Source organism: Brenneria sp. g21c3 (genome assembly GCF_040240345.1).
GTDB lineage: Bacteria > Pseudomonadota > Gammaproteobacteria > Enterobacterales > Enterobacteriaceae > Brenneria.
The window spans coordinates 146463-159019 of record NZ_JBEIAB010000007.1; the positions used below are offsets into that span (position 1 = coordinate 146463).

Below are 12557 nucleotides of genomic sequence, written 5' to 3' on the forward strand. Positions count from 1 at the left end.
ATACAAAATATTTATTTTGCATTTTCGCCATCTGAAGCCGCGGGCGGCTCGCCGTTCGTTGATGCTGTCACATCGTCGCCCGGTTTCCCCCTGCGGTTGGCTTGCGTTCTGACAGAGTATTCACCGCTTGTCGGTCGGTTAAGCGCTGGGTTAGCCAGATCGGCAACCGACCGGCGCCGCACCGCCGGCGTTTACTGACAATAACCACCGAAGATGCGGACCAAAGGCGACTCAGTATTGACGGGCCTTGTCGATATTTTCCGCCAATAGGTCGGCGACGGACTGTATATCAGCGCTGGCGGAGACCTGTGCGCCGCCGACTCGCCACCAGCTGAAATAACCGTGGATCATGGTTTTCGGCAGCACTTTGATATCGATCAGCGTCGAGATACGCTGCCGCCTGGCGTCTTCCAGCGCATGATGCAACTCCTCTACCGTGGTGACCCGATAGCTTTTACAGCCGTAGCCCTCGGCTATTTTGGCAAAATCCACCGGCACCAGAGCGCCGTCAAGCCGGGATGGCGATTTATCCCGGAAACGGAATTCGGTGAAAAAACTTTGCATACCGTGTCCCAACTGTAGGTTGTTAATACAACCGTTAGCCATATTATCGAACAGCAATACGTTGATTTTGCTACCTTCCTGAATGCTGGTGACCAGCTCGGAATGCGACATCATAAAGGCGCCATCGCCCACCAGCGCGTAGACCTCCCGGCGCGGCTCAGCCATTTTAACGCCCAGCGCCGCATTGACTTCGTATCCCATACAGGAGTAGCCGTATTCAACGTGATAACTCTGGGGGGAGGTTGTTCGCCAGATACGCTGTAAATCCCCCGGAAGGCTGCCGGAAGCGGCGACGATTACCGCGTCTTCCGGAATGGTTGCATTGACGATGCCTAATACCCGGCTCTGGGTCAACAGCGAACCGGTGATACGGTTGAATTCGTCAAAGACGGATTTATGGTCAAGGCCGTCGTTGATTTCGGGCGCAAAATCGTCGCCGGTGTAATTAATGGCGTAAACGCGCTTCCGCTCCGCCTGCAATTGGTTGCGCACCTCGGTGACGCGATCCCCCCAGTCCGCTCGCCAATCTTCCGACAACATGTATTGATTGAGCGCAATCAGCGTCTGACGTGCGTCTGCGGTGACCTGGAGACCATCGAGCTTGTAGGCGTCGAAGCGATTGATATTGAGGTTCAGGAACGACACCGCCGGATTCTGGAAAATCCATTTGGAGGAGGTCGTAAAGTCGGTATACCGGGTGCCGACGCCAATAATCAAATCGGCGTCTTGGGCCAGTTGGTTGGCGGCCAGGGTGCCGGTTTCGCCGATGCCGCCGACATTCAGCGGATGGTCGGAAAGCAATGCGCCTTTCCCGGCCTGAGTTTCGGCGAAGGGAATGCGGTAACGTTCGGCAAACTCACGCAGCGCCTGCCCGGCATCCGAGTATTGAACGCCGCCGCCGCAAATCAGCAACGGTTTGCTTTTACGCAACAATAATTCCCTTGCCTGGTTCAGCATATCCGCAGTGGGGGAACGGCGCTCGATGCGGTGTACCCGTTTTTGAAAGAAATAATCAGGATAATCATAAGCCTCTCCCTGGACATCCTGCGGCAGGGACAGCGTGACCGCACCGGTTTCCGCCGGGTCCGTCAGCACACGCAGGGCGCTGATGCAGGCGCTCATCAATTGTTCGGGGCGGGAGATCCGATCCCAGTATTTGCTCACGGCGCGAAACGCGTCGTTGGTGCTGATGCTGAGATCGTAGGACTGTTCGATTTGTTGCAGCACCGGATCGGGCTGCCGGGTGGCATAGACATCACCGGGCAACAGCAGCAGAGGAATGCGGTTGGCGGTGGCGGTGGCCGCCGCCGTAATCATATTGGCGGCGCCGGGGCCGACGGAAGAGGTACAAGCATAGATTTGCCGGCGCAAAGACTGCTTGGCGTAGCCGATGGCCGCATGGGCCATGCCTTGCTCGTTTCGGCCCTGATGGATATGCAGTTGCCCGCTATCCTGCTCCAAAGCCTGCCCGATCCCCAGAACATTGCCATGGCCGAAGATGGCAAAAATTCCTTTGATGAATTTCGTTTCGACGCCGTCAACCTCGACATATTGGTTATCTAAAAACCGGACCAATGCTTGTGCCGTGGTTAATCTGATTTTGTTCATATTTTCCTTCCATTTCCTCTGGCCTGCGGGGAAACCCGGCGGTCAGGATAACCGCCCCATAAAGCGATCTGAGAAAGACGTAGGGTTATGATTAATCGGGTGATGAAGTCATAGCGTCATTATAAGGATTCCCTTGTTCAAAAAAATAAAAAATAAAATATTAATTTCATTTATGAGAGAAAGGTCAAATAATGAAAATTTCATTTTTCGGCCACAGGAAGGGCTGCGTCCTGCGGCTTTGACGGTGTTTCTTTAACCATTATAGGGGATATTTATTGTTTATCATGAGGATGGGGTTAACGATGGGAATGGAATGCGCTTTGTTTTTTAATGCTTAAAAGGGATTAAATTTTCCATTTATCTATTTTGTGAAATTTTATATCCCTGTCTGCGCGATACATGGGGGTTTTGCTCATTGCCATTCTGGCGCGCCTGGCCGGGCAAGACTTGATTGATGGGGGGAACCGCCTTCTCCGGCGCCGAGAGAAAATGAGGGATGATGCTTCTTGAAGGGGGGAGCAAACGATCCTGGCCGGGAACGCATGACCGGCATATTTAATAAAATGACGAAATATTTTCAATAATAGGTTGATTTGAATTTTTCAGTCGTAATAATCAATGTCAGCGCTTTTGCTGAAATCCACGGTGTGCTGTTTTCATGACAACTTCTCCTTCCCAACTCTCGTCATTGCAGGATGATATACGTAACCGCTACGACACGCTCAGTAAGCGATTGAAGCAGGTGGCGCGTTATATGCTGGATAATAGCACCAGTATCCCTTTCGATACGATTGCATCCATCGCTGAAAAGGCCAATGTTCCGCCCTCGACGCTGATCCGTTTCGCCAACGCGTTCGGGTTTGACGGTTTCAATGAAATGAAACAGGTATTTCGTCAACACATCATGGAAGATACGGTCAGCTATACCGAACGCGCCCGATTATTTCGCCAGGTTGCCGGTAAAGAGGCCGATGTGCCGGAAACGCCGATGGAAATACTGAGCATGTTCAGCATGGTCAATAGCCTGGCGTTACAGCAACTACCGGGCCAGATCAAAGAAGAGGATTTGTCCCGGGCGGTGCAACTCCTGGCGAATGCCAACAATATTTATGTCATTGGGCTACGCCGCTCTTTCAGCCTCGCTTCCTATTTGACCTATGCCTTGCGGCATCTGGAGCGTCGCGCTTTTCTTATCGACGGGCTGGGCGGCATGTTTTCCGAACAGCTGAGCATGGTGCAGCCTGACGATGTGGTGATTGCCATCAGCTATTCGCCATACGCTCAGGAAGTCGTGGAACTGGTCTCCATGGGGGCTAAAAGCGGCGCCAAGCAAATTGCCATTACCGATAGCCTGGTCAGCCCGCTGGCCGCGTTCAGCGAAGTCTGCTTTGTGGTGCGTGAAGCGCAGGTCGACGGGTTTCGTTCCCAGATTTCTTCCATGTGTCTGTCCCAGACGCTGATGCTGTCCCTGGCGATGCAAAGCGCCACCCATCCGTCCAACGATAGTCGACAAGCCGACTAATTATGGATGCCGGATGAATAAGCCACTCGCCTGTGTCATTCCCGCGCAGGCGGGAATCAGCCGATGGCTGTTTGCGGTTTCAGCAGGAGATTCCCGCCGACGACAGCGGGAATAACGGGGGAAGGGCGCTTGAGGGCGCTAAGGACGCCGGGGATATTCCGCCGAGTTGATCCAGGCATGATCCTTTTCCCAGGTGAACTGCCATTTACGTACCGGGCCGGCCATAACATTAAGATAATAACTGTCGTAACCTGCGATAGTCGCTACCGGATGATAGCCGCGCGGAACTTTTACCACATCGCGATCGTACACCGGCAAACATTCATCCAGCGAGCGGTCATCGGTGTAAACCCGTTGCAGGCAAAACCCTTGGGCTGGATCGAGACGATGATAATAAGTCTCTTCCAGATAGGTTTCATCGGCCGAGTTTTCCGTATCATGTTTATGGCTGGGATAAGAGCTGGTATCTCCCTCCGCGGTAAATACCTCGACCACCAGCAGGCTGTCCGCCGGGTCGTTTTCCGGCAGGATATTATGAACCAGCCGCTTATTTCGGCCCTTGCCCCGTTGTTCTACTCCGACGTCAGCCGGCGCGATAAGCCGCGCCGGTAAATAGCCGTTGCCGGGCGCCCGGCAAACCGCGAGTTCCAAATCGGTTTGCGCGGTGATATGCGCCTGGTCGTGATGGGGGACGTAAACCGAATAAGGCGGTATGCGCTCAAAAGGGCTCATACGTTTGCCGATATCGCTGAATTCGGCGTGGCGGGTGGCGATGGTGGCGATGCCTGCCACCAATACCAGGCAAAGCTCCTGGTCGCCGCTGTCGAGATCCAACGACTGCCCTTTTTTAAGCAGGTAGGCGTCAAAACCGACATAACGCCAGCCGGCATTGGCCGGAGTAATGTGCTGGATACGCCCGCTGACGTCTCCGGCATGAGACTTTGATAGTAACGTGGTCACATAATCCTCCTGTGCAAATCAACATCGCCGCCCCTATCAACTGGTTACGCCCCGGCTAAAGGGAGAGAAGGGCGTGGCGAACATCGGCGAAATCCTTATTACCCTATTCTTGTGGAATAAATATTTCAATTTTATTGTTATGAAATTTTAATTTAATGAGATGAGCCGCACAGTTAATCACCCATTCCGGCTACCCCTTATCGGGGGGACGCTAATGCATTAAAAAACGGCGTGTTTTGCACCCTCCCCGGGGAAGGCTGTCTCTTAGTCACATTTTTATGCGGACTCAGAGGCAGTTTCGTGCGCCACAATGCCGCCATTTCCATGCTACGTCGTAGCACGCGCCCGACATAGGGGGCCCAAGCGCCAGCCCCCTATGAACCCGGGCTTGCGGCTAAATTATGCCGCTGCGCGGTGCCATCGGTGTTCTTGACCGCTATTCGAGCCGCCAGTGACGCGTTCCCGACGCGGCACTGGCTTTCGCCGCATCCATGCGGCTCACTCGGCGGCCAAGTCCACCGCTGCATAATTTTTTACGCCGCGTAACAACCAACCCCGTCAGCACTCCCGTATTTGTGTATAAGAGACAGCCGGGGAAGGGGAGGGCCGGGGTTAAACCACACAGGTGTCGTCAAACTCAAATCAATAATGCCGATTAAATCGTACCGTCCCAGGAATCCACTTTTTCACGTTTACGCTCTTCCTCGTCAAACCAGCGGCTGGTGACGCATTTGGTTTCGGTATAAAAGCGCATGCCGTCTTTACCCAGACAATGCAGATCGCCGAAAAATGAGTTTTTATGACCAGAGAAGGGGAATACGCCGACCGGTACCGGAATGCCCACATTGATGCCGACCATGCCGCCGTGGGTCCGTTTCTGAAATTCCCGCGCATAATGACCGTTCTGCGTGAAGATCACCGAACCATTGGCGAGCGGGTTCTGGTTCATGATGCGTAATCCTTCCTCAAAGTCTTTTACCCGTTTGAAGCAGAGAACCGGTCCGAAAATTTCCTCGGTACCGATGCTCATGTCCTCGGTTACGCGGTCAAACAGCGTCGGGCCGACGTAATAACCGTTCTCAAAACCCTCCACTTTATAGTTGCGGCCATCCAGCACGAGTTCGGCGCCTTGTTCGATGCCTTTGGTTATCCAGTTTTCCACCGACTGTTTATGTTCGGCGGAGATAACCGGTCCCATATCCGTCTCTTTGCGGTAACCCGGCCCAACCTTCAGCGCTTGCGCTTTTTCCAATACGGCCGCAATCAGCCGATCGGCGATCTCTTCCTGGACCACGACTACCGGCAACGCCATACAGCGTTCTCCCGCACAGCCGAAGGCGGCATTGATAATGCCCGCCGCAGTACGGGCGATGGGAGCGTCGGCCAGCACCAATGCATGGTTTTTAGCTTCGCACAGCGCCTGGACGCGTTTACCGTGCGCCGCCGCTTTGGAATAGACATGCAGACCCACCGGGGTCGAACCGACGAAAGAGACGCCGTTGACGTCGGGATGGGTCAGGAACAGGTCGGCCTCGTGTCGCGAGCAGGTCACGATATTAATGACGCCGTCGGGTACGCCGGCTTCCTGGTAAAGTTTGGCGATCTCCATACAGGTTATCGGCGTCATGCTGGCGGCCTTAATCACGATGGTATTGCCGGATGCGATACACAGCGGCGCCATCCAGCCCATCGGGATCATGGCGGGAAAATTGAACGGCACGATACCGGCAAATACCCCGATGGGTTCACGATAAAGGGTGGTATCAATGCCAGCCGACGCGTCCATCAGGCTTTCGCCGGCTAATAATGTCGGAATGGAACAGGCCAGTTCGGTTCCCTCCTTAGCCTTCAGAACGTCGCCCTGGGCATCGCCCCAGGCTTTGCCGTTTTCCCTGGCGACCAGTTCCGTCAGCCGCTCCTCATGTTTGATCAGCAGTTCGCGCACCTGGAACATGATCTGCGCACGTTTGATCGCCGGCGTGTTCGACCAGGCCGGGAACGCTTTACGGGCGGCGGCGATGGCGTTTTTCACTTCATCCTCGGTGCAGCAGGGAGCCTTGGCGATAACTTCGCCGGTGCTGGGGTTATGCACATCCATAAAGCGGGTGGTTTTGGAGTCGAGCCAACGGCCGTCAACCAAATACTGTAACGTTTGTACTGTAGACATATCTATTCACTCCATCATTGAGTCAAGCTCTCTTTCGTTTGTCAGGCATCGTCGCGCTTAACGGCTCATGTCCTGGCTGCCTGCGGTCCTGCTGCGTAATTGAACATCATTCCGTTATTTTTTGTCCGCTCGGGGATGCATTCGTGCCGGATGTTCAGAATCTTTGACGCGCCCGCGACACGGCGCCGCGTTCGGGGAAATACACAGCACGTTACTGCCGACATTATAGGCGTGTTATGTTCTATAAAAGTCTATTTTGGAATAAAAATTCCATTTATGGGAGATTGATCAAAAAATGAAACTAACATTCCTTGTCGCGCTTCAGCACAGGCGGAAAGCCCGTTTCTTTATAAAATTATCATGTTAAACATTATCTTGGCTTTATTTAGTCTATTTGATTATATTAAGATTCGTTATTTTTATTATTGTTAATAACTATAAAAATCATTTAATTATAATTAAATGGTCATATAAATGTTATCAGCGGCACACGTTTTTCGAAGCGGTTTATTTTAATGTGATTGAAAATGAAATTTTTATTCCTCATAATATTCGCAGGCTTTTATTCATGGGGGATTGCATATTATGGGTACAGCGCAGCAGCAAAAGACGCTTGATGTCATTTGCATCGGGCGCATCGCGCTCGATTTGTACGGACAACAAATCGGTTCCCGATTGGAAGATATGACCACCTTTGCCAAATATTTGGGCGGATCGTCGGGAAATGTCGCTTATGGCACGGCGGTTCAGGGGCTGAAGTCCGGCATGCTGGCGCGGGTGGGCGACGAGCATATGGGTCGTTTCCTGCGCGAGGAGTTGCAGCGCGCCGGCGTGGATACCCGTTACCTCATTACTGATAAAGAGCGATTGACCGCGCTGGTGATTTTAGGCGTAAAAGATCAGGAGACGTTTCCGTTAATTTTCTACCGTGATAACTGCGCGGATATGGCGTTGAGCCCCGAGGATATCGACGAGGACTACATCGCTTCCAGTCGGGCGGTGGCGATTACCGGCACCCATCTTTCCCATCCCAATACCCGAGCCGCGGTGCTCAAAGCGCTGGAATTCGCGCAGCGCCACGGCTTGCGCCGGGCGCTGGATATCGATTACCGACCGGTACTTTGGGGGCTAACCACCCTGGGCGACGGCGAAACCCGTTTTATCCCTTCCGAGCGTGTTACCCGTGAATTACAGGACGTGCTGCACCATTTCGACCTGATTGTCGGGACTGAAGAAGAATTCCATATTGCCGGCGGCAGCACCGATACGCTGACGGCGCTGCGTAATGTCCGTCGGGTGAGTCAGGCGACCCTGGTTTGCAAGCGGGGAGCGCAGGGATGCTCGGTATTCGAAGCGGAGATCCCGACCGGTTGGGACCAGGTGGCGCTCTACAGCGGCGTCAGAGTGGACGTTCTGAATGTGCTGGGGGCGGGAGACGCCTTTATGTCCGGACTGTTGCGCGGTTATCTCAACGATGAAGGGTGGGAACAAGCCTGCCGTTACGCCAATGCCTGCGGCGCGCTGGTGGTGTCGCGACACGGTTGCGCGCCGGCGATGCCGACCCGCCTTGAACTGGACGACTATCTGTCGCGGGAGCAATCGGTACCGCGGCCGGATAAAGATGTCCGGTTGAATCATCTGCATCGGGTTACCACCCGCAAGCAGCAGTGGCCTGAACTCTGCGTGTTTGCCTTTGATCACCGCAAGCAATTGGCGGAGATGGCCCACGCCGCCGGGCGGGACGAGAGCGATATCCCCCCGTTGAAATTGCTGTTGCTGCAAGGGGCGCGGGCCGCCGCCGCCGAGGCGGGATTGAAAAATAATGCCGGCATCCTGGCGGACACGACATACGGTCAGGCGGCGCTTAACGACATCACCGGCCAGGGATGGTGGATTGGCCGCCCGATAGAGTTGCCAGGCTCGCGGCCGCTGCGTCTGGAGCATGGCGACATCGGTTCCCAACTGGTGGGGTGGCCGCTGGAACATGTGGTGAAATGCCTGGTGTTTTATCACCCTAAGGATAGCGAGGCGACGCGGCTGGAACAGGAAGCGTTAATCACCGAGGTCTATCATGCCTGTTGCCAGTCCGGTCACGAACTGTTGCTGGAAGTGATCCTGCCGCATGATAACCCGGATCGGGATGAAAAGCGCTATGGCGAGATCCTGTCGCGCTTTTATTCTCTGGGCATTCAGCCGGACTGGTGGAAACTGCCGCCGCTGTCATCGACTGGCTGGCGGGATATCAGTCAGATCATCGAGCGTCATGACAGCCACTGTCGCGGGGTGGTGATTTTGGGGCTGGATGCGCCGGAAGCCTCCTTGAAAGCGGGTTTTGCGGCGGCGGCGGATGCGCCCTGGGTGAAAGGATTCGCCGTGGGGAGAACGATATTCGGCGAACCGGCCGCTAAGTGGTTCAGGGGGGAACTGGACGATCGCCAGGTGGTGGAAGCCGTGAAACAGAATTTTCTCAGGCTGATCGGATACTGGCGGACTTATCGTCCCGCCCCCCTCTGAACATGGCCGCAACGGCATAGCTTTTCGCGCGGGAAATCCTTGTCCCGCGCAATCATCCGCGATATCGATTCTTCTCTCCAATGCATGATTTATCCGCCGTATGGCGGCGTAGGCATAAAAACGACGCTTATGAATTAATATTTTCTTATTTTTTATAATGAAAAAATAATTTCCTTTATCGCGATTTCATTCGAAATATGATGGTGGCTGATTAACCGCAATAACAGGCGCGGTTCGCTATCAATGACCGCGATATCCGTCGACAGGGCGACACCGCCTGAGTATATAGGCTGGTATCGCTATCTCACGGTTGTCGATATCCCCTAAACCGGCGTAAAACGGGCCTTTGCCTGCATCGATGGAATGCTTGCCGAGGCGCCATGTGAAAAACGCCTCTCTGGTTGGCAATAGTTTGATCTTCCCCTCAAAATAAAATTATTTTTCCATAAAGTAATTTTATGAAATTTTAATGCGTATATACTCATTAGTACTTCAATAGGGGCAGCGCTTCAGTCCGGCTCCGGGGTTTTGGGCCGTTGGATGTTGCGTCGAATGATTCATTCGGGCAGTCGGCATGCCTATCGTTAAAGGTGAAAGTTCCAACGAAAACAATGAGCCGCGATTATCTCAATTTGTTGATTGTCTGGCGGATATGGAGCGATGAAATCGCGGGGGCAAAATAATCACACCCTTCTATGTGATTAATTTTTTATCGTGAGGATCATTATGTTGAAAATTGCATTATTGGGGGCAGGACGTATCGCCAAGATCCATGCTAATAATATCCATGCACACCCTGATTCAATACTGTACTCCGTTTCAGATATTAGCGCGGATGCCGCCCGGTCTTTGGCGGATCAATATCAGGCCAGGGTGCTTTCCGTCCAGGAAGCGATAAATCATCCCGAAGTGGATATTGTATTAGTTGCGACATCGACGGAAACCCATGCCGAGTTCTCTTTGCTGGCGGCTAAAGCCGGTAAAGCCATCTTCTGTGAAAAGCCCATTGATTTGAATATTGATCGTGTGAAGGCCTGTGTGGCTGAAATCAACCGCCTCGGCGTGCCTTTCATGATCGGTTTCAATCGTCGTTTCGATCCGAATCATGCACATTTGCATCGCGCCTTGCGCGCGGGAGAAATCGGTGAGTTGGAACATTTGCAAATCAGCTCCCGCGATCCGTCCCCGGTCCCTGATGATTACCTTGTGGCGTCCGGCGGTATGTTCAGGGATATGACCATTCATGATTTCGATATGGCGCGATTCCAGCTTGGCGAAGAGCCGGTCTCCGTCTCGGCAATCGCATCTGCGCTTATCAGTCCTGCGGTAAAAGCGGCCGGCGATATTGATACGGCGGTAGTCACCCTGCAAACGGCCTCAGGAAAGATTGCGGTGATCAACAATAGCCGGCGGTCAGGTTACGGATATGACCAGCGAATCGAAGCCCATGGTCAGAAGGGATCCTTGCGCGTCGAGAACGTTCCCACAACGACGCTGGTTAAGCTTACCGAAGAGGGCGGCGTACAGGCGCAGAAACCCTTGTACTTTTTCCTGGAACGTTATCACGATGCCTTCAGGGAAGAGTGGGATGCCTTTATTACCGCAGTCAAGACGAAAACACCGGTTCCCTCCACCGCCAGCGACGGTTTGAAAGCATTAATGCTTGCCGAGGCGGCGATCGAGTCGCTGAGAACGCAGAAAGTCGTTAATGTCTCATTAGACGGGGTTTAGCATGAGCCGACGCGCCACAGGGCTATTGCTGTTTTATACCTGCGCCGGTTTCTGATACCGCGACTGATTACCGACTGAATCATCTCTCCTATCCTCCACAACCTCATCGTTCCGGTGAGGTTTCTATTGTGAATTAAACATTTCCCGGACGGGGTGTTAACCCGAAAATAATCACGCTGCGAAAGTTAAATTTGAATTAACTCAGCATACTGGAGTCCAACGTAGACTCAATGACGGCACCCTACTCAGATAAAGAGGTTAGCTTGCGTCAGATCGGATAACGAGTTTAGCTTGCGTCAGACAGGGACAGCGCAAGTTATGGCAATCTCACCTTAATAAAAGCGTGTTATGAATAATCCCCCGTTAAAGACCGCTTGCTAATAATTAGAGATACACTGTATATGCTTACTCCCCCGGAAAAATTTTTACACTATGCCCATCCCAGGTACTGGTTATCGTGGTTTGGGTTGGGGGTATTGTTTTTACTGGTTCAGTTGCCTTATCCCATACTGGTTAAATTGGGCGGCTGGTTGGGGCGTCGGTCGATGCGTTTTTTAAAACGACGCGTCGCAATCGCCAGACGTAATCTGGAACTCTGTTTTCCTGACGACGACGCACAGCAAATTGATGCAAAATTAACCGATAATTTCACCTCGCTCGGTATTGGGCTGATGGAAACGGGCATGGCGTGGTTCTGGCCCGACCGGCGGATTAAAAAGTGGATTGACGTCGTCGGGCTGGAGAATTTGCAGAAAGCGGAAGACCAGCAGCGCGGAGTGATCGTCATCGGCGTACACTTTATGACGCTCGAACTCCATTTCCGCATGTTGGGCCACTGCAAACCGATGACCGTGATGTACCGACCTCATAACAGCAAAATTATGGAGCGGGTGCAAAAGAAGGGGCGTTCTCGCTCGGGAAACGAACTGGTCAGCCGGAAAAAACTGGTCGGCATGGTGCATAAATTAAAACGCGGCGGCGTGGTCTGGTTTGCGCCGGATCAGGACTATGGTCCCAAAGGCAGCCTGTTCGCGCCTTTTTTTGGCGTGGAGCAGGCGGCGACCAGCAACGGTACCTTCATTATCGCCAGGCTGGCCAGACCTGCCCTGGTGACCGCCGTGGTGATCCGTAAGCCAGGCGCGCAGGGATATCAACTGATTATCTCGCCGGAACTGGAAAATTATCCTTATGACGACGCGCTGGCCGCCGCCGGCTACATCAATCGGGTTATCGAACGGGAAATCATGAAAGCCCCCGAACAGTATCTTTGGCTGCATCGGCGTTTCAAGACTCGTCCGGCAGGCGAACCGTCGCTGTATATTTAATATGCGGGCGTTTACCTTTTCTCGACTATACTTAACTCCATCGGTTTAAAACCGATTGGGCCTCCCGCCTTCTCCCTTTCCCGATACCCGCGCCGGACCGGCGCAACAAGGGTGTTTTTCCAAGATATAAGCGCCGACATTCCTGCGCCAATAAGGTCTGCCAGCT

Annotated in this window: 7 protein-coding genes; 4 read left to right on the plus strand and 3 right to left on the minus strand. The window is 53.2% G+C overall.

Annotated features, from left to right (window positions below):
- Positions 1 to 231: 231 nt before the first annotated feature.
- Positions 232 to 2172: a 3D-(3,5/4)-trihydroxycyclohexane-1,2-dione acylhydrolase (decyclizing) gene (gene iolD, locus ABRZ28_RS13090; protein ID WP_330520459.1), complete on the minus strand. Its 1941-nt coding sequence runs from the start codon at positions 2170 to 2172 to the stop codon at positions 232 to 234.
- Positions 2173 to 2830: 658 nt separating this feature from the next.
- Between iolD and ABRZ28_RS13095 the strand changes: the two genes are divergently transcribed.
- Positions 2831 to 3694 (plus strand): MurR/RpiR family transcriptional regulator, encoded by an 864-nt coding sequence (locus tag ABRZ28_RS13095; RefSeq protein ID WP_319604831.1) that lies wholly within the window; start codon positions 2831 to 2833, stop codon positions 3692 to 3694.
- 138 nt (positions 3695 to 3832) lie between these two features.
- Here ABRZ28_RS13095 and iolB read toward each other — a convergent pair whose 3' ends face one another.
- Positions 3833 to 4654 (minus strand): 5-deoxy-glucuronate isomerase, encoded by an 822-nt coding sequence (iolB, locus tag ABRZ28_RS13100; protein WP_330520460.1) that lies wholly within the window; start codon positions 4652 to 4654, stop codon positions 3833 to 3835.
- Between the two features lie 655 nt (positions 4655 to 5309).
- A complete protein-coding gene (locus ABRZ28_RS13105) occupies positions 5310 to 6821 on the minus strand; it encodes a CoA-acylating methylmalonate-semialdehyde dehydrogenase (protein ID WP_330520462.1) in 1512 nt (503 codons plus the stop codon).
- A gap of 585 nt (positions 6822 to 7406) precedes the next feature.
- Here ABRZ28_RS13105 and ABRZ28_RS13110 point away from each other — a divergent pair.
- The 3 genes from ABRZ28_RS13110 to lpxL all read left to right on the plus strand — a co-directional run bounded on the left by ABRZ28_RS13110 (position 7407) and on the right by lpxL (position 12391).
- A complete protein-coding gene (locus tag ABRZ28_RS13110; protein ID WP_330520463.1) occupies positions 7407 to 9335 on the plus strand; it encodes a bifunctional 5-dehydro-2-deoxygluconokinase/5-dehydro-2-deoxyphosphogluconate aldolase in 1929 nt (642 codons plus the stop codon).
- A 726-nt stretch (positions 9336 to 10061) separates the two neighbouring features.
- Entirely contained in the window at positions 10062 to 11066 is a 1005-nt protein-coding gene (iolG, locus tag ABRZ28_RS13115) for an inositol 2-dehydrogenase (protein ID WP_319604827.1), read from the plus strand.
- Positions 11067 to 11467: 401 nt separating this feature from the next.
- Positions 11468 to 12391: an LpxL/LpxP family Kdo(2)-lipid IV(A) lauroyl/palmitoleoyl acyltransferase gene (gene lpxL, locus ABRZ28_RS13120; RefSeq protein WP_319604826.1), complete on the plus strand. Its 924-nt coding sequence runs from the start codon at positions 11468 to 11470 to the stop codon at positions 12389 to 12391.
- The last annotated feature ends 166 nt before the right edge of the window (positions 12392 to 12557 follow it).

Excerpts from the sequence above, each read along its gene's own strand:
- ABRZ28_RS13095 (WP_319604831.1), top strand. The coding sequence starts at position 2,831 with ATGACAACTTCTCCTTCCCAACTCTCGTCATTGCAGGATGATATACGT.
- iolD (WP_330520459.1), bottom strand. The coding sequence starts at position 2,172 with ATGAACAAAATCAGATTAACCACGGCACAAGCATTGGTCCGGTTTTTA.
- ABRZ28_RS13105 (WP_330520462.1), bottom strand. The coding sequence starts at position 6,821 with ATGTCTACAGTACAAACGTTACAGTATTTGGTTGACGGCCGTTGGCTC.
- ABRZ28_RS13110 (WP_330520463.1), top strand. The coding sequence starts at position 7,407 with ATGGGTACAGCGCAGCAGCAAAAGACGCTTGATGTCATTTGCATCGGG.
- lpxL (WP_319604826.1), top strand. The coding sequence starts at position 11,468 with ATGCTTACTCCCCCGGAAAAATTTTTACACTATGCCCATCCCAGGTAC.
- iolG (WP_319604827.1), top strand. The coding sequence starts at position 10,062 with ATGTTGAAAATTGCATTATTGGGGGCAGGACGTATCGCCAAGATCCAT.